The sequence below is a fragment of the Caulobacter sp. GW821-FHT09B08 genome (assembly GCF_059418225.1).
In genome coordinates, this window is the sequence record NZ_JBWKPL010000003.1 from 364,436 (window position 1) to 382,863 (window position 18,428).

9 protein-coding genes are annotated in these 18,428 nt (G+C 68.8%); 3 read left to right on the forward strand and 6 right to left on the reverse strand.

The genetic code is table 11. The features are described 5' to 3' along the window. Positions 1-18: 18 nt before the first annotated feature. The 5 genes from AC07OA_RS12410 to AC07OA_RS12430 all read right to left on the reverse strand — a co-directional run bounded on the left by AC07OA_RS12410 (position 19) and on the right by AC07OA_RS12430 (position 13,311). Positions 19-5,469, reverse strand: a complete 5,451-nt coding sequence (locus AC07OA_RS12410) for an autotransporter domain-containing protein (protein ID WP_494664114.1) — start codon at positions 5,467-5,469, stop codon at positions 19-21. A gap of 315 nt (positions 5,470-5,784) precedes the next feature. Continuing rightward, positions 5,785-10,404 (reverse strand): autotransporter domain-containing protein, encoded by a 4,620-nt coding sequence (locus tag AC07OA_RS12415; RefSeq protein ID WP_494664115.1) that lies wholly within the window; start codon positions 10,402-10,404, stop codon positions 5,785-5,787. A gap of 178 nt (positions 10,405-10,582) precedes the next feature. Continuing rightward, a complete protein-coding gene (locus AC07OA_RS12420; protein WP_494664116.1) occupies positions 10,583-11,506 on the reverse strand; it encodes an AraC family transcriptional regulator in 924 nt (307 codons plus the stop codon). 65 nt (positions 11,507-11,571) lie between these two features. Further along, entirely contained in the window at positions 11,572-12,609 is a 1,038-nt protein-coding gene (locus AC07OA_RS12425; protein WP_494664117.1) for an MBL fold metallo-hydrolase, read from the reverse strand. Between the two features lie 39 nt (positions 12,610-12,648). Further along, a complete protein-coding gene (locus AC07OA_RS12430; RefSeq protein WP_494664118.1) occupies positions 12,649-13,311 on the reverse strand; it encodes a peroxiredoxin in 663 nt (220 codons plus the stop codon). Positions 13,312-13,461: 150 nt separating this feature from the next. On the opposite strand from AC07OA_RS12430, the gene pdxR reads away from it, so the two are divergent. Both pdxR and AC07OA_RS12440 read left to right on the forward strand, forming a co-directional pair. Next, positions 13,462-14,952, forward strand: coding sequence for a MocR-like pyridoxine biosynthesis transcription factor PdxR (gene pdxR / locus AC07OA_RS12435; protein ID WP_494664119.1), 1,491 nt, complete (start codon positions 13,462-13,464; stop codon positions 14,950-14,952). 127 nt (positions 14,953-15,079) lie between these two features. Continuing rightward, positions 15,080-15,712, forward strand: coding sequence for a cysteine hydrolase family protein (locus AC07OA_RS12440; protein WP_494664120.1), 633 nt, complete (start codon positions 15,080-15,082; stop codon positions 15,710-15,712). Between the two features lie 72 nt (positions 15,713-15,784). On the opposite strand, the gene AC07OA_RS12445 is transcribed toward AC07OA_RS12440, so the two are convergent. Beyond that, positions 15,785-17,056, reverse strand: a complete 1,272-nt coding sequence (locus tag AC07OA_RS12445) for a lipase family protein (protein WP_494664121.1) — start codon at positions 17,054-17,056, stop codon at positions 15,785-15,787. Between the two features lie 340 nt (positions 17,057-17,396). Here AC07OA_RS12445 and AC07OA_RS12450 point away from each other — a divergent pair, with 340 nt between their 5' ends. Then, the gene (locus tag AC07OA_RS12450) at positions 17,397-18,347 is read left to right on the forward strand and encodes a LysR family transcriptional regulator (RefSeq protein ID WP_494664122.1); all 951 of its coding nucleotides are present in this window, start codon (positions 17,397-17,399) and stop codon (positions 18,345-18,347) included. Positions 18,348-18,428: the final 81 nt, after the last annotated feature.

The window sequence follows — 18,428 nt, forward strand, 5'->3', positions numbered from 1 at the left end:
CCCGTTTCCTTTCGCGGCCTAGAACCGCCAGGAGCCGCCGGCGCGGATGGCCTGGGCTTCGTAGCGATCGCCGTAGGTGGCGTCGTAGGTGACGCCGAAGCGGGCGCGATCGCCGGAGAACAGGTCGGCTCCCAGCTGCAGCGCCAAGGCGTTGGCGTCGTACTTGGCGCCGGTGACCACGAAGCGGTTGACCCCGCCCACGAAGGCGTTCGAGGTCTCGCCGACCAGGTCGCCGGTGGTCAGACGCCAGGCGACCGAGGCGTGCGGGCGGAAGACCGAGCCCCCGACCCCGACGTCCGACTTCAGCTTCAGGCCGAGATCGACCACGCCCAGCTCGCGCTTGACGCCGTCGACATCCAGGCGGGCGAAGCCGCCGGTTTCGACCGCGTCGTCGCTCTTGACGCTCAGATAGGCGCCCGAGACGAACGGCTCGATCACCGCCGCGCCGAAGGCCAGCGGCGCGGAGACTTCACCGAACAGCTGGGCGGTCTTGGCGTCGTACTTGCCCTTCACCCGATCCTGGGCGCCGGGGAAGGAGACGGCGCGGGCGGTGTCGATCGACGACCAGGCATAGCCGCCGCCGACACTGGCCTTCAGCGGACCGAACGCCGAGGCGGCGTAGACCGCCACCTGGCCGCTGGTGCTGTCGGCCTGACTGCCGCGGGCGGCGACCGTGGCGCGGCCGTCGTTATAGGCGGCCGCGACGCCGATGCGGGTCCCGCCCACCACGGTGTCGCCGCCGACCACGAGGCCCGAGCTCTTGGTCTTCAGGCCCGCGGCGCCGGCGCCGGCGTCCAGGCTGTTCCAGCCGGCCAGGACGTCGCCCCAGCCGCCGGTCGCATCGGCCGGAGCCGAGGCGCGGTTCTGAACCGCTTCGCGCAGGCGGCCGGCGTCGCTGACCAGCAGGGTCGAGACATCGGCGTGGATCTGGCCGTCCAGGGCGTTGTAGCCCTCGACCGAACCGACGGCGCTCTGGGTGACCAGGGCGTCGTAGACCGCCGAGCCCTGGCCCTGCGCTTCGGCGGCGCGGGCCGTGTTCGCCTGGTTCGCGGTGGTCGCGAAGCTGGCGAAGCGGATGTCGTTGCGCAGCAGGTTCAGGCGCACGGCGTTGGTCGTGTAGGTCAGGGTCGGCGTCAGGAACGCCATGTTGCTGGTCACGCCGGCGAACTTGCCGACGACGCCGCCGGCCGAGGCGACGATGCCGTACTGCGACAGGCGCTGGTACTGGGCGGTCGGACCGCCGGCCAGGACCTGGACAGTGACGCCGCTCTGGATCGTGGTCACGCCCGTCACGTCGATCAGGTCGTGCTCGCCGGTGGGCAGCACTTCAGCCTGGTAGACCGAGCCGGTGGCGAAGGTGAAGTCGCCGTTGACGTGCAGGGTGCCGGGCGAGTTGCCCGGGCCCACGATGCCGCCGCTCTGCACCAGGACGTCGCCGCCGATCGTGCCCGAGCCGCCCAGGATGCCGGCCGAACCGACCGTGACGTCCGAGGTGACCGAGCCGTTGATCTTCAGCTTGCCGAAGCCAACCGTGGTGTCGCCGGTGTAGGTGTTGGCGCCGGCCAGGTCGATGACGCCGCCGCCGGTCAGGGTGAACGAACCGGTGCCCGTGATCGCGCCCGAGAAGGTGGTGGTGTCGGACTGGTTCACGGTCAGGGCGCCGCCCTGGATCGAGATCTGGCCGGTCGAACCGCCGCTCAGGTTGGTGACGGTCTGGGTCAGGCCCGAAAGGTCCAGCAGGCCGTTGTCGACCTGGACCTCGGCGGTCGAGGGCAGGTGCAGGATGCGCACCGTGCCGCCCTGCACCGTGGTGGTGCCGGTGAAGCCGTACTCGCCCGACAGCACCAGGCGCTGGTCGCCCTGCTTGATCAGTTCGCCCGAGCCGGTGATGTCGCCGGTGTAGTCGTACTCGTCCGAGCGGTTGAAGATCACCGTGCCGCCGATGGCCAGGTCGCCGACCAGCGAGCCGGTCGTACCGCCGGCGCCGATCTGCAGCGTGCCGCCCGAGCCGACCGAGACGTCGCTGGTCAGTTCGGCCGTGGTGATCAGCTTGCCGCCCGAGATCGTGGTGGCGCCGAAGCTGGTGTCTTGAGTGAGGGTGAACTGGCCCGACTGCACCGAGGCGGTCTCGAAGCCGAACACGCCGCCCAGGGTCTGGGCGTTGACCTGGCCTGCCCCCTTCAGGGTCAGGGTGTCGTGGCCAAGGCCCGCGTCGATGGCGCCGCCGAAGCTGGCGCCCGCCAGGACGGTCAGGTTGTCGTCGCCAGCGCCGAACAGCACCGCGCGCGAACCGGCCGCGCCCGTGATGTAGCCCGAGGTGGTCAGGTCGGCGCCGTAGCCGGTGGTGACGCCGGTGGTCTGCGAGCCGTTGATGGTCAGGGTCTTGAATTCCAGACCCACGCCGCTGGTCGAGGTGACCGAGGCTCCGGCCGCCACGGTGACGGTCGACCGGTGCAGAGCCGAGATCGCGGCGCCGTTCAGATCGCCCGAGGTCTCGCCGGTGATGGTCACGACGGCGTCGTGGGCGGCGCGGACGTCCAGGCCCTTGCCGCCGGCGCCGATGGCGACCGCGCGACCCGAGGTGACCGTCGCGTCGCCGTTCTTGGCGATGCCCTGGATGGCGACCGCGCCGGCGCCGGTGATTTCGGAGTCCTGGCTGCGGACCGTGACGACGTCGCCTTGGGCCATGATGCCCAGCGTGCGGTCGCTGGCGGCGCGCGCCTTGCCGCTGTCGATGGTCACCGAACCGCCGGTCGAGATGCCGTAGACCGCCGAGGCGTAGGCGCCGACCGCCGAGGCGTCGACACTCTTGATGGTGATCGAACCGCCGCCCGACGACATCGCGCCGATGGCGTCGGCGGTGTAGTCGCCGTTCAGGCCGACATTGGTGGTGTGGGTCGCGCCGGCGTCGATCGAGATGTCGCCCGTCGTGCTGACGGCGTAGATGCCCATGTCGCCGCGGTTACCGACCGTGATGTCGCCGCTCTTGATCTTGATCGCGCCGTCCTGGGTGTAGGCGAAGACGCCGCCGTAGCCGGCTTGGATGGTGTCCGACGTGATGTCGATCCCGTCCTTGCCGTAGACATTGATGCCCGAGGCGTTGTCGGCGGTGATCGAACCGCTGTCGATGGTCACCTTGCCGGTGTTCTCGACCCAGATGCCAACGCCGTTGCCGCCCGAGGTGTGGATCGTGTCGCTGGTGATGTGGACCTGACCGGTCCCGCCCGCCGGCGTATGCGGCGTGCCGTAGACCAGGACGCTTTCGGTCTGATCGACGCGGATGCCCTGGGCGCCGTAGCCGGTGGTGGTGATCGAACCGCTGGTGATGTCGACCGGGCCGGCGGCGCTGGCCGCGTAGATGCCCGACGACGTCCGGTCAGGCTGACCCGTGACACCGGCCTTGTCGCCCTTGGTGCTGATCGTGCCGCTGACGATGGTCACGCCTTCGCCGCCCAGCGCGCGGATGCCGGCCGCGCCGTGGCTGGCGGTCGAGATCGAGTCGCTGGTGATCGAGATCAGGCCGGGCGTTTCGACCTGGATGCCGCTGGCGGTGAAGCCCAGGGTGGTGATGTCGCCGCTGTGGACGGTGACGTCGTCGCCGCCGAAGGCCACGATGCCGTAGCCGTTCCAGCCCTTGGTGCTGATCGTGTCGCTGGTGATGGTGGTCGCGCCGAGATAGTCGACCGCGATGCCGGCGCTCTGGTCGCCCGCCGTCTCGATCGAACCGCTCTTGATCGACAGCGCACCCGTACCGGCCAGGGCGGCATGGTCGGCGTAGTTGAAGTTGCCATCCTGGTCGACGAGGATGCCTTGCGACCACAGGCCGGCGGTCGAGATCGCGCCGCTGTCGATGGCGATGTCGCCTTCGTTGGTCCAGGTGTAGATGCCGCGCGCCCACGTGCCCAAGGTGGTGGCCGTGCCGCTGGTGATGTCGATATTGGCCTTCTTGCTGAAGGTCAGCGCCATGATGGCGTCGACGGTGTTGCCCTGGTAGTTGCCGGCCGTCGAGGCCGTGCCGCTGACGATCGTCACCCCGCCGCCGCCGTTGGCGTAGATCGCCCGGCTGCCGTTGCCCGTCGCCGAGGCGTTGGTGCTGTTGATGTTGATCGCGCCATTGCCGGCCGAGGCGTAGATCGCCCACGAGCCCGCGCCGGCCGTGCTGGCCGTGCCGCTGGTGATGTCGATGCCGCCGGCGGTGCTCTGGGCGCTGATGGCGTTGGCGAACACCGAGGCGCCGTTCAGGACGGCCGTACCGCCCGTCGCCGTGGCCGTGCCGCTCTTGATCGAGATCGACCCCGCGCCGGTGGCGTAGATGGCGCTGGCGCCGTTGCCGGTGGTCGAGGCCGTGCCGCTGTTGACGATCATCGCCGTGCCGCCGCTGACATAGATGGCGTTGGCCAGGCGGACGGCGTTGTTCTCGTAGATCGACGAACCCAGGGTGCTGGTGCTGGTCGCGGTCACGTTGACCGTCTTGCCGGCCGTGGCCGTGATGCCGAAGGCGCCGTCGCCGGTGGTCGACACCGTGCCGCTGGTCAGGGTCACGTCGCCCAAGACGGCGACCGCGTTGATCCCGGTGTCGCGCTTGCCGGTGGTGGTGAGCGTCTGGCTCGTGCCGACGACATTGCCGGTGTAGCTGCGCGCCAGCAGGCCCGAACCGTAGAAGGTCGAGCCGAACTCCGAGACGTTGGCGCCGCCGGTCGAGATGATCGAGCCGCTGGTGAAGGTGACGTCCTTGGCGGCGACCAGGGCGACAGCGCCGCTGCCGTGCGTGGCGGTGATGTTGTTCAGCGTCGCGTTCACCGCGCCGCCGATGGTCACCGAGCCGCCCGGCAGGGCGTTGGTGTAGGCGAAGGCCCCGACCGTCTGGCCGCCGACGCCCGTGCTGACGGCGCCGTCGATGTCCAGGACGATGTCGCCTGAACCGGAGGTCGCCTGGACGGCCGAGCTGTAGGTGCTCTGGCTCGACAGCTGCTTGCCGGTGATCGAGATATTGCCGCTGTCGCTCAGGCCCGTCACGGCGTCGTTGGTGCGGTCGGCCGTGCCATTAAAGGTCAGGGCCGTGGTCTTGACGTTGGTGGTGTCGAGGGTGATCGCGCCGGTCGTGGTCTTGACCAGCACGCCCAGGCCGCCTTCGCCGGCCGCGCCGTTGCCGATCACGCCGACGGCGTTGACCGTGACCTGGCCGGTCGTGCCGATGATCTTGATCGCGGGAGCATCGGTGTTGCTCACCGTCGCATTGGTGGCGTTCAGGGTCAGCCCGTCAGCGCCGGCGGCATAGTCGAGACCAGTGGTGATCGTTCCCGCCGGGCAGGTCACGACGCCCGCGACCGCGGCCCCGCACGGATCCGCGGCGAGGGCCGCGACGGGTTGAACCAGCAACGACAAGCCCAAGGCGGTGCCCGCCATCAGTCGCACCCGGCCGGCGCGGCCTTGATCGTTCTTGCGGTTGAAGTGTCCGGTACCCGACATAGTATTCCCCCAAGGATTCAAAACACGAAGCGGCGCGCCTTACACGCTCATCTGCGGCTTCGTAGTTCTTGGGAAAACATTTCGAATTAGTATCCGATCGATAAATAGAATTTCGATCGTCAAGATTTTTAATAAACGTATCCAAAAATCTCAAAAAATGAGACGCACAGGCACTTCGACGCCGAATATTTCTTTCACATCGCGATGGAATTATCTTTCAGGCGCCACCCCGACTGGAACCGCACACTCGCCAATCGAGCGCCTTCGCGAGCGGGTGTGCGCTGTCCCCAGCGCACACCCGCTCGCGACCTCGACTTAGAACCGCCAGTTCAAGGCAGCGCGAGCGCCATGGTCTGTCGCGCGGTCGCCGTAACTTCCGGAATAGCTGAATCCGAACGACACCGCCTTGCTGAGATCGGCTTCGAGACCCAGGTCGACGGCGATGCTGTCCTTGTCGATCGGCACGCCCGCGATCGTGAACGACGGACCGGTCGCGAAGGCCAGGTCGACGGTCGGCGTGCGACCTTCGAACGCATGGCGCAACGCGGCCACGCCGGTGAAGCGCAGACCCAGGTCGCCGGCGTCGATCGCCGTCTGGGCGCGCAGGCCCAGCGAGCCGTAGGTCACGTGCTCGTCGCCATCGCCGCCGTGCAGGGCCGCGACGCCGCCCTTCTCGTTCATCTGGCCGTCGGACAGCGAGACATGCGCCAGACCGGCGAAGGGCTGCAGCATCATGCCGCCCAGTTGGCGCTTCAGAGCCACCTCGCCAAAAGCCTGGAAGGTGCGCACCGAATAGTCGCTGGACAGCGTCTCGTCGAACCCGGTGAACGCCACGCGCCGCGCGGCTTGGACATCGTTCCAGGCATAGGCGCCGCCGAGCTGGAACGAGACCGCGCCACGCGCGGCCACGACGTAGCCGCCCAGGTTATAGGTGTCGACCTCTTGCTTGGCCTGGGCGGTCTTCAGCTGGCTTGAGCTGTAGCCCAACGCGAGGCCCGCGCGGACGGACTGGCCCAGCGAGCGGTCGAAGCCGGTCAGCAGGCCCTGGATATCGCGATCATAAGCCTGCGCGTTGCCATCGCTGTCCGCATCCCCCCAGGCGCCGAACGCGCGGCCCCACATCGACAGGCCTTCGGCGCCGGCCAGGTCACCGCGCGCCAGCATGGCGTCGCGCACGAAACGGGTGTCCTGGATCAGCGAGGCGCGCAGGCTGGCATAGTCCGAGCCGGCCAACTGGTCGAAGGCCTGATTGGCCTGGTCGGCCGAAAGATTGACCACGGCGTCGTAGATCGGATTGTCCCAGCCCAGGCCTTCCGTGGCCCCGCCGACCGCGACCTGGTTCGGGGTCAAGCCGATGTCGGTGAAGCTGATGTCGTTGCGTCGAAGCCGCAGATAGACGTCGTTCCCCTCATAGCGGAGCGAGGGATCGAGGAAGGCCAGGTTCGAGGTCACGGCGTCGAACTTGCCGCCGGCCGAAACGCCGCCGTCGGCATGCAGGATCAGGTAGCTGGTCTCCGGGCGGTAGGTCCCCGTCCCCGCCAGGACCTTGACGGTCCCGCCCTGGATCGTGGCCACGCCGGAGGCGACGATCTTGTCGGATTGCCCGGCCGCATTCGCCTCGACCTCGAAGACCGAGCCCGGCTTGAAGGTGACGCCGCCGGCGACGTTCAGCGTGCCGATCGAGTTGCCCGGCGCGATCGTGCCGGACACGACCGTGGTCCCCACCGTGCCGACACCCTGCAGACGACCGCTGGACCAGACGTCCAGGGTTCCGCCCAGCAGGCCGTTCACCGCCAACGTGCCTTGCTCGACCGTGGTCGCGCCGGTGAAGCCGCCGGAGGCGCCGGTCAGCTCGGTCTTGCCCGCGCCGACCTGGCGAAGAACGCCCGAGCCGCTGATGCGCCCAGCGAAGGTCAGGCTGTCGGAGCGATCGAACACCAGCGCGCCGTCAGCGCGGACGGAGCCGACGATCGAGCCCGTCGTCCCACCGGCGCCGAGCTTCAACTGCGCGCCTGAAGCGATGCCCGTGCCATCGACATAGGTGTTGTCGGCGGTGAGGGTGACGTCGCCCTTCAGGATGGCCACCCCGCCCGAGCCCGAGATCAGGCCACCGAAGGTGATGGCGTCCGACCGGTCGAAGGCCAGCACGCTGTTGTTGACGACGTCGCCGGCGATGGAGCCAGAGGTCCCGCCATCGCCGATCTGCAGCGTGCCGCCCTGGATGGTCGTCCCACCGGCATAGGTGTTGGCGCCCGTCAGGATCAGCGTGCCGGCTTCGGTCTTGATCAGGCCGCCCGCGCCCGTGATCGCCACGCCGACCTTGGCGCCGTCGGCAAGGACACGGATCTCGCTGCCGCCCGCGACGGTGACCAACTGGCCGGTCCCGGTCAGTTCATAGCCCTCGTCGACGAACTGCAGGCCCTGGAAGCTCTGCGCGCCCTCCACCGTGATCTGGCCGCCCGCGAAGGCGCCCGCGTCCTTGAAGATCGCGTAGTGGCCCGCCCAGCCGGCCGGGGCGTTGCCGCCCTGGTTCAGCCATTGCGTGCTGGCGGCGTTCCAGACGCCATCGCCGCCCTGCCAATGCTGCAAGGTGTCGTCGCCGACGATGGCGGCGTTGCTGATGAATAGGTCGACCCGGCCGCTTCCCGCCTGCAGCGCGTAGTTCACGTTGCCCAGCGACGGCGTGGCGCCGATCACCGCCGTATTGGCGGTCAGGGCGCCGCCATAGGTGACGAGGCGATAATAGCCCAGGCCGGCGACGCCGTCAGCCGAGGCCGCGCTCTGCGAGAGATTCACCGTGCCGTTCAGCGCCAGGTCGCCGCTGACCACCACGCGGTCGCTGACGCCGGGCGAGGCCGACGACGCGCCCGGCGCGCCCAGCTCGATGTCGAGGCTGGAGCCAGCCTCCAGGGCCAGGTCGCCGTCGACCGACAGGGATCCGACGGAATTGCCGGGAGCCAGATGGCCGCCGCTCTGGATTGTGGTGTCGCCCACCGTCCCCGAACCACCCAGCGTCGCGTCGGAAGCGACGGTGATCGTCGATCCGGCCAGCGAGCCGTTGACCGACAGGGTTCCAGCTTCGACCATGGTCGAGCCGGTGAAGCTGGAGGAATCCTGAGTCAGCACCAGCTTCGCGGAGCCGGCCTTTCGGAACTCGCCCGCGCCCGAAAGCACGAACTCATGGACTCCGTCACGGCTCTGATCGAGGGTCAGGAACGCGCCGCTCGCGATGGACGCGTCGCTGCCGAAGAGGCCGGCCTCGGTGATCACGCCGCCGCCCGAGATCGTCCAGTTCGACGCGGATTCGCCGGTCAGGGTCAGCGTTCCCGCCCCTGTCTTGGTCACCGCCCCGCCGCTGGAGATCTGGCCGCGATAGACGCCGTCGAACGCCTGGTCGAAGACGACGCCGCGGCTGCCGGCGCCTGTGCCGAAGACCACGCTGCCGGCCAGGCTGTTGCTGTCGCCCTTCAGCACGCCTTCCAGCAGCGACCAGGTCTGATTGCCCGTGCCGGTCAGGGTCCAGGTGCTGGCGCCCAGCTTCTCGAAGGTGTCGAAGCCCATATAGCCGTAGCCGTCGGCGGACCCGTCCGACCCGATATGCGAGGCGTCGAACGTGTCGTCGTCCGCGCCGCCCAGGGCCAGCACGTTGTTGGAGCCGCCGCCGGACACGACCACGATGTCACGGATCCACGAGCCCGCGTGAAGCTCCAGACGGTTGTCGTCGCCAAACAGCTGGATCGCGTAGGCGCGCTGGAAGCTCACGCTGACGCCGCCGATGATCGTGCCCGAATTGATGATGGTGGTGGAGCCGGTGCTGGCGCCGACCACACCCCTGCCGCCAGCGCCTCGCTGGATCGCGTTGGAGGCTGGGCCGCCCGCCCCGCCCTGGATCGTTCCGGCGTTGATCAGCAGCCCCGGCTGGCCGCCCGTGAAGACGATGCCTGCCCCGCCGGCGCCGGAATACATCCCGCTGAAGTTGCCGTTCCCTTGCCCGCCGACGCCGCCGGCGATGACGCCGGTCGCGCCGTTCTCGATCGTGCCGCCCCAGGCGATCACGCCGATGCCAGCCGCCCCGCCGTTCGAATAGCCGTAGCCGCCCTCGCCCCCGGTGATCGTGCCCGCGTTGGCGATGGTTCCCAGGTTGCTGAGCACGCCGGCGGCGCCGGCCCCGCCCCAACTGGTGAAGGTGCCGCCTGCCCCGCCTGTGATCGTGCCGCTTTGGACGTTCAGCGTACCGCCGTTGTAGAGGAACAGGCCCGCGCCGCCGTTGCCGAACGAACTGCCCGTGCCGCCCGTGATGGCGCTGGCCGAGCCGCCCGCGCCGCCGTTGACGGTTACCGAGCCGCCGTTCAGCAGCACCAGTCCGACGCCGCCACCACCACCACCACCGCCACCGCCGGCGTTGCCCTCGCCGCCGTCGCCGCCCGTGACGTCATAGCCCGCGGTCGACAGTTGAACATTCGCGCCCGTCAGCACCAGCCCGCCGCCGCCGCCGCCACCGGCCGCGTTGCTGCCGCCATTGGCGCCGTCCGTGGCGGCGAAGTCGACGGCCAGCGAGGCGGTTCCGGTCGTGGCGAGCTGCCAGCCCAGGCCGCCATCGCCACCGAGACCGCTGCCCCCACCGCCGCCGCCGCCGGCCGAAAGGTCGTTCAATGCTCCGGGCTGCCCCCCGGCCTGACTGCCGTTGGCGCCCGCCTCGGCCGAGCCGGTCGGCGTAGCGGCCGCGGCCCCGCCGTAGGCTCCGACGCCAGAGGCGCCGCCGCCGCCGCCCGCGATACCGCCCTGGGGCGTGTAGGGGCCATAGCCGGCGCCGGCGCCGCCGCCCTGAGTGATCTGGGCCTGGGCCTGCGCGGTCGTAAGACCGACCGCCAGCGCCAGCACCGCCAGCGAGACAGAATTGCGGATGACTCGAACCTTCGAAAACTGCTGCACCATCGCACCTGCTACTGGCCCGCTTCACCCGGGCGTCGTTGATTGCTGGGGCTGGCGCCGAGCGCCGAGGTCTCCGAGGAGTCGCAGTCGCCCCCCGACTGCATGTCTGGCCGTCAGGTGCCATGGGCGAGAGGCCCCGCACTATGCGATCCCGGCATGAACGGCCGGGGACGGACGAAGGTCAGTGCATGTTCCGGCGCAAGGTCTCGGAGGGACGCTCGCCGAAGCGGAGGCGGTAGGCCTGGGCAAAGCGGCCCAGCTCCCAGAAGCCATAGCGCATGGCGCTGGTCGTCACAGGGCTGTCGGCCGGATCGGACGCCAGCAGCTCGGCCCGCACAAGGTCCAGTCGGCGATTGCGGGCGTAGCGAACCGGGCCTTCGCCAAGGAACTCCAGGCAGGCCAGGTTCAGCGTCCGCTGCGCCACCCCGATCGCCGCGCAGATGCCGCTCAGCGACAGCATCTCCTCGGGACGCTCCTCGAGGGCGCGCTCGAAACGGGCGACGATCTGGCGATGCCGTCCGATCGCGGCGCGGTCCGGTTTCACCAGACCCTGGGAGAGACAGGCCAGCAGGCTGTCCATGACCGCGCCGGACAAGGCCTTGGCCGGCTGGGGTTCGTCGATGACCCAAGGCGTCTGCTGGATCACGCCCGAGACGTCGCCCATCAGGCCGACCAGCGCCGCCATCTCCCGCGCGGGCGCGACGAACATCCGGTCCTCGTCCAGCGGAACCTCGGGCTGGGTCGCCCAAAGGCCCCGCCCCTGCTCGGCCAGGAGATCGAAGGGAACCGTGATGATGCCGAAGGCCCAGGGCATGTCCTGCGGCGAACTGGTGACGGTCCGCGCGTTCGGTCGGAAGTGGAAGATATGCCGGCCGTGCAGCTTTCGCCCCGAAACACGACGAACGATGGCCGGTTCGGTGGCGAACATGAACGTATGAACGCCGGGAATATCGGCCGATTGAGGAATGCCCTGGGCGAAGCGGCCCGCGCCGACGTTCAGCCCGCCGATCGTCGCGCGGGCCAGCATTCCGTCGAACCGCCGGCCGGCCTGCCCCAAGGGACTGGGGCTGGCGCCGGCGTTGATGTCTCCGATCGCCAGCGCCATCGCCTCGGGATCGGAGAAGCGACGGAAGAGGCTTCGTTGAGGCGCGGGAATTTGCGGCGAAGATGTCATTGTGGCTTGTCCAGACCGTAGCCGGCTTCGCGCCAGGTCTTCAGGCCCCCGTCCAGGGCCGTGGCGCGCATGAAACCGAGACTGCGCAAGGTCGCCGCCGCCAAGGTCGAGATCTTGCCGAACTCGCAACAGGTGACGATGCGCAGGGTGGGATCGGGGATCGCCTCGTTGATCCGCAGCTCCAGTTGGCCGCGCGGCAGGTGCATCGCGCCGGGAATGTGGCCGGCTTTGAAAGCGCCCTCCTCTCTCACGTCCAGCACCAGCAGGTCGTTGGGGCGTCGTCCGATCCGGCTGTGCAGCTCTTCCAGTCCCATGTGAGGCACCTGGGCGGCGGCCTCCGCCAACAGCTGGTCGACCGTCTTGCCGCCCGTCATGTTGGTGCGCAGGGCCTCCGTCAGATGGGTGGGAGCCGCCAGGTTCAGCTCGCGCATCATCTGGACGAACTCCGCCCGCTCGCGCTTCTGCAGGCGGGGGTTTTCAGCGATCTCGGCGCCCAGCGTCGAGTGGGACCGGCCCTTGTAGTCGTGGGCGGGGTAAACCCACAGAGCCGGGTCGAGGGTCAGCAGCTTGCCGAACAGGCTGTCGTACAGCTGGTCCGGATCGCCGGTCGGCAGATCGGTGCGGCCCGTGCCGCCGCCGATCAGCAGGGTGTCGCCGGTGAACACCCGGTCCCGCACCAAAAGGCTTATGGAGTCACGCGTGTGCCCCGGCGTGTGCAGCGCCCGGATCCGCAGGTTGCCGACGATCAACATGTCGTCGTCGTCGAGACGCAGCTGGGCATGCGGCGCCGGGCTGAGCGCGTGCATGACCGTGGGCGCGCCCAGCAACTCGGCCAGGTGTTTGGCGGCCGAAAAATGGTCGGCGTGGGTGTGGGTGTCGATGACGTAGCGGATCCGCAGGCCATCGCGATTGGCCAGAGCCCTGTAGCGGTCGATCTGGCCGATCTCCGGATCGATCAACACCGCGCCCAGCGTATCGGGACAGCCGACCAGATACGACTGGCAGCCGCCCGTGGCGATCTGTTCGAAGATCATCTCAGCCTCCTATCCCGCCGCCGTGGGGCGCACTTCGCGTCAGCCCCGAGGTTGGGCGACGACCCGCAGATAAGGCTTCAAGGTCTTCCAACCCTCCGGATACTTCGCCCGGGCCTGCTCGTCGGTGACGCTGGGCGGGATGATCACGTCCTGGCCCGGGCGCCAGTTCACAGGCGTCGCCACCGTGTGACGGGCGGTCAGCTGGCAGGAGTCCAGCAGCCGCAGAACCTCGTCGAAGTCACGCCCGGAGGTCATCGGATAGATCAGCATCGCCTTGATCTTCTTGTCGGGCCCGATGATGAACACCGCGCGCACCGTGGCGTTGTCGGCGGCGGTTCGGCCCTCGGAGGTCACGCCCGCGCCTTCCGGCAGCATGTCGTAAAGGGTGGCGACGTGCAGGTCGGTGTCGCCGATCATCGGATAGTTGACCGCGTGCCCCTGGGTTTCCGCGATATCGGCGGCCCATTGCGCATGGTTCTCGACCGGATCGACGCTGAGGCCGATGACCTTGGTCTGGCGCTTGTCGAACTCCGGCTTCAGCCCCGCCATGTAGCCCAGTTCGGTGGTGCAGACCGGGGTAAAATCCTTGGGATGCGAGAACAGGATGGCCCAGCCTTCGCCGATCCAGTCGTGGAAATTGATTTCGCCGTGGGTGGTCTTGGCCGTGAAGTTCGGGGCCTCGGAATTGATCCGCAGCGACATCGTCGATCTCCGTGACAGATGGGCGTCGAGACCACGGACCGCGCTTTCCACGAGTCGATCGGCTAACGCTGACGTTGTAACGAGCTTCGCTTTTAGAGACTTGCGTGGTCGTGCAAAATACCCACTTTTGGCGCAACGGAGATAACCACTTTGCCGTCGCGCGTCGCCACATCAGCCGCCGTCGCGGACACGACCCTGTTGTCGGTGGTGCTGGATCGCGCGGCGCTCGAACCCTTGGGGCGTCAGCTTTATCTGCGGATACGCGACCTGATCCTGCAGGAGCGGTTGGCGGCCGGCGCCAAGCTCCCGTCGAGCCGTAAACTGGCCGTCGAACTGGACGTCTCGCGCACGGTGACCTTGGCGGCCTACGACCAGCTTTCGGTCGAAGGCTATCTGGAGGCCCGGCACGGATCGGGGCACTATGTCCGCGCTCTGAACCGGCGCGCGGCCGGCGCGGCGGCCGCCACGCGGCCATCCCCGCTGTCGACCGACCACGACGTCGAGACGCCGAAGTCGCGCGGCCGCCCCTTCGATCCCGACGCACCCGCCTCGGCGCTGTTTCCGGTCCGGATCTGGGCCAGGCTGATGGCCCGGGGCTGGCGGCGCGAGGGCCAAGCCGCCATCGGCTTCGATGACTGGGCGGGCCTGCCCTCGCTACGCACGGCGATCGCCGGCTATCTGCGCGGACTGCAGGGACTGGACTGCACGGCCGCGCATGTTCTGGTCACCGGCGGCAACGCGGACGCCTTGCAACTGATCACGCGCGCCCTGGGGGCGCCGGAGGCACAGATCTGGATCGAGGATCCGGGCCATGTCGGCGCCCGCCAGACGCTGCGGCGCGAAGGCTTGACGGTGGTTCCCGTGCCGGTGGACGCGGAGGGCCTCGACGTGGCGGCCGGCCAACGCCTCGCCCCGAACGCACGGTTCGCCTTGGTCACGCCGTCCCGCCAGTTTCCTTCGGGCGCGCCGCTCAGCCTGCCGCGGCGCGTGGCCCTGATCGACTGGGCGCGGGAGACCGGAGCGATCATCATCGCCGACGACTACGATAGCGAACTGCGCTTCGCCGGCCGACCGATGGCGACCTTGTCGAGCCTCGACCAAGGCCAGGCCGTCCTGGCGATCGGGGGCTTTTCGAAAGTCACCTTTCCGGGACTGCGTCTGGGCTACGTGGTCGGGTCACCGTCCCTGATCGCCAGGCTGGCCCAGGAGCGGGCCCGTGACGGCGCGCCCGTTCCGACCGCGGCCCAGCCGGCCCTGGCCGAATTCATCGCCAGCGGCGGCCTGGGACGACACCTGCGCGCACTACGCCATAGCATGAGCGCCCGGCGCCTGGCGCTCGCCGCCGCGCTGGAGAAGCGGCTTGGCGATGTGTTGACCGTCGCTCCCCAGGAGGTCGGCCTGCATCTGGCGGCCGTCCTGAACGGGCCTCTGCCGGGCTGGGAGTCGGACGCAGCCTTCGCGGCCTTCGCCGCGACGCGCGGCCTCGATCTGGATCCGCTGTCGACCCACGCCGGCGCGGCGGAAGGCCGCCAAGGCTTCCTTCTGGGCTACGCCGCCTGGGACGAGGAAAGGCTGACCGCCGGTGTGGAAACCCTAGCGGCTCTTCTGGAGGAAGGTTCTTCCGGAGCCCGTTTGCCATGACCGCGCATCGAGGCTTGCCGTCTGGCGATTCAGTTGCGGCAATTGCCAACTGTTTTTGCGCGCGGCGACATTCCTCCCGTCCGGCGGGACTGGTTCTTGGTGGTCACAGACAGCAAGGAACCGTCCGTTGAGCTATATCGCCACCAACGCCCGCCCGATGATCGTCGGCCAGCCCGTCCTCGTGGTCATCGACGTCCAGAAGGGCGCGTTCATGCCGTGGGAGCCGACCGAGCGCCTGCCGCTGCTGCCTGACCGCGTCGAGCGCATGCACCGCGTGCGCACCCTGGTCGACGCCGCCCGCGCCGCCGAGATCCCGATCGTCTTCTTCAAGGAAGTGCATCGCCCCAACATGATCGACTTCGGGCGCGAGTTGGACGGCCGCGAGGACGTGCACTGCATCGAGACCTCGCCGGGCACCGAGTTCGCCTTCGAGGAGATGGGTATCGTCGAGGGCGACTACCTGCTGGCCAAGCGCCGCTACTCCTGCTTCTACGGCACCGAGCTGGAGATCCTGCTCAAGGGGCTGAAGGCCGAAACGCTGATCCTGGCCGGCGGCTTCACCGACGTCTGCGTGCACTACACCTTCGTCGACGGCCACCAGGGCGACTACTATTGCCGCGTGGTCGAGGACTGCGTCACCGGATCGTCGGTCGAGGCCCACGACGCGGCGCTGAACGCCATGGAATACATGCAGACCGGCGCGCGCCGCACCGCCGCCGAGGTCATCGCCGCCTTCGCCGAGGTCCCCGCGACGGCGTAGCGCCCTGTCGCACAAGACGAAAAAACGACCCGGCGGCCCAATCAGGGCCGCCGGGTTTTTCTTGTCCGGCCCTCAGCTTTCCGGGGTCTGCAGCGGGCCGGGCGGGACCAGGGCCGGGCACAGGTTCTTGACCGGCCTGTCCCGCAGCACCGTCTCGACGAAGGCCGGCGAGTGGGCGCGCGAGCGCATCACCGCGCTGCCGTGAGTGGCGTGAGGGTAGTAGCGCCACTCCACCACATTGCCCGCCGCGCACATGGCCGAGACGAAGTTGTACTGGCTGACGGTCTGGGCGTCGGAATCGGCCAGGCCCGTGCCGACGAAGACCGGCGTCTTGATGCGGACGTCCGGGAAGTCGCTCAGGGCGTCGGCCCGCGCCTCCAAGGCGTCGATGGGGCGCTTGTAGAGCTGGTCCACAGGCAGCTTGATCTGGTCGGCGAAGGCCCGCAGCCCGCCCATGCAGGTGGTCTGGGCCTTCTCCAGCATCGGCCAGCCGGCGGCCGAGATGTAGTCCTCGGCCTTGATCCCGGTCGGGTCGACCGATCGCGCCGTGCCCAGGAAGTAGAGAATCTCGTAGGCCGTGTTCCCGTAGGCGTCGCGGTCGGTATAGAGGCTGGGCAGCGGCTCCTGCTTGGCGCCGTTCAGGGCGTTGGTGTGGGCGACGATCCCAGTGGCCACCGTACCCTTAATGTGGAGGTCGGGGGCATAGGTCGGGGCCAGATAGGCCGCGGCGATCGCCGCGCCCGAGCCCTGCGACTGGCCCATGGTGACGACGCTGTTCTTGAGCAGCTGGGGATAGGCGCCCAGCGCCGCGCGAGCGCTGTCGAGCACCGCCTGGCCTTCGGACTTATACTGCAGGTACGGATGCGGGCCGGGCGTGCCCAGCCCCTCGTAGTCGGTGGCGACGATGGCGTAGCCGGCCTCCAGCCAGGCGCTCAGATAAGCCTGGTCGCGCTCGGAGCGGGGCATGAAGGACGGGGCGCAGACGTCGGCCACGCCGGTGGTGCCGTGGGCCCAGGCGATCAGCGGCCATCCGCCCTTGGGCGGCGCGCCCTTGGGGAAGAACAGGCTGCCCGAGACCGTGGTCGGCCGCTGGGCGTCCAGCCAGGCGACGGAGCTGTAGAGGATGCGTTCGCTCCGCCCTGCCCCGGCCAGCGACACCGACGGTGCCAGGGACTCGGTGCGCAGCATCACGCCGGGCTTGGCTGGGATGGCGTCGGTCCAGGTGTAGAACGGCGTGACGCCGCCGTCGCCGGCCCAGAGATCCGACGCGGCCAGGGCGCCCATCGGCCCCGCCAGGATCGACGTCGCCGTCAGCAGGGCCGCGAATGTCTTGCGGGCGGTCATGGTCGTATCCTCGCGAAATCCGAGCGCATCCGGCGCTCTCGATAGTTGCCGAAAGAGGAAAGCCCGAACGGCTTGCCAGCCGCCGCGCCGGGTGCTGAACCTCTCGTTGCGGCGGACAATTTGGCGGTGCGCGCCGACGCATGAAATTGAGGCAAACCGCGACCCGTTTCCGTCAGAACCCCGCCAATTGGGCGCTCAAGGGCCGCCAGGAAGCCGGTGGCGTGGTCGCCCATGCTAAGCCGGTCTCACCCTCACCCTGAAGCTCGGCCCCACATTGAGCCGGTTTCGCGAGGGCCTGAAATATTGCCCTTGGCAATGATACTTGCCGGAGGATCGAAGTTTGGAACTGGGTCTCAAGCGTTTCACCGGCAAGGTCAGCGACAACGACCTGCGCCTGTTGCGGACCTTCGCCACGGTGGTCAAGCACGGCGGCTTCGTCGCCGCCGAGTCCGAGCTGCAGATCGGCCTGCCGTCGATCAGCCGCTACATCAAGGACCTGGAGATCCGCCTGGGCGCGCGGCTGTGCGACCGCGGCCGGCGCGGCTTCACCCTGACCGCCGAGGGCGAGCGGGTGCACGAGGCCTGCGAGAAGCTGTTCGACGACCTGGACCTGTTCGAAAGCCGCGTGCGCGACATCCACGCCAACCCGGCCGGCGCCCTGCGCATCGGCATGGTCGACGCCCTGGTCAGCGATCCCAACTTCCAGATGGCCGAGGCTTTCGACACCTACAAGGCCGCCTTCCCCAACGTCTATTTCAACATCAACACCACTACCTCGAACCTGATCGAGCAGGCGGTGATGGAAAACACGCTGGACGTCGGCATCGTCTTCGAGCGCCGGCGGATGGAGCAGCTGAACTACCACTTCCTCTACGAGGAGGTCAGCCACCTCTACTGCACCGAGGACCACCCGGCCTGGAAGAAGCGGCGCGAGGCGGCCAATCCCGACGACATCTCCAGCTTCGACTTCGTGGGCTATCCGTTCGAGCACGAGATGGAGCGGCTGGGCGTCAGCGGCCTGCTGCGGCGCACCGCGACGGTCACCCATATGGAGTCGATCGCCATGCTGATCGCCTCGGGGCGCTATCTGGGCTTCCTGACCGAGCACTATGTGAACGCCTTCGGGGCCGGCAAGCGCTTCCGCAAGATCGCGCCGGAGACCTTCTCCTACGCCAGCAAGATCTCGGTGATCACTCGCCAGGGCGCGGTGGCGCCGCTGGTGGCCGCCTTCATCGACCATGTCGAGGCGATGTCCGACCGCGCCCTGACGCCGCTGAGCAAGGCCAGCTAGGGGCGAGCTCTTCCCCGAAACGCGAAACGGCGGGCTCTTCTCGCGAAGAGCCCGCCGCCTTTCGTCGCCTGTGGCTGGCCC

Coding starts and splice junctions, on each gene's coding strand:
- AC07OA_RS12410 (WP_494664114.1), bottom strand. CDS start 5,469: ATGTCGGGTACCGGACACTTCAACCGCAAGAACGATCAAGGCCGCGCC.
- AC07OA_RS12415 (WP_494664115.1), bottom strand. CDS start 10,404: ATGGTGCAGCAGTTTTCGAAGGTTCGAGTCATCCGCAATTCTGTCTCG.
- AC07OA_RS12420 (WP_494664116.1), bottom strand. CDS start 11,506: ATGGCGCTGGCGATCGGAGACATCAACGCCGGCGCCAGCCCCAGTCCC.
- AC07OA_RS12425 (WP_494664117.1), bottom strand. CDS start 12,609: ATGATCTTCGAACAGATCGCCACGGGCGGCTGCCAGTCGTATCTGGTC.
- AC07OA_RS12430 (WP_494664118.1), bottom strand. CDS start 13,311: ATGTCGCTGCGGATCAATTCCGAGGCCCCGAACTTCACGGCCAAGACC.
- AC07OA_RS12445 (WP_494664121.1), bottom strand. CDS start 17,056: ATGACCGCCCGCAAGACATTCGCGGCCCTGCTGACGGCGACGTCGATC.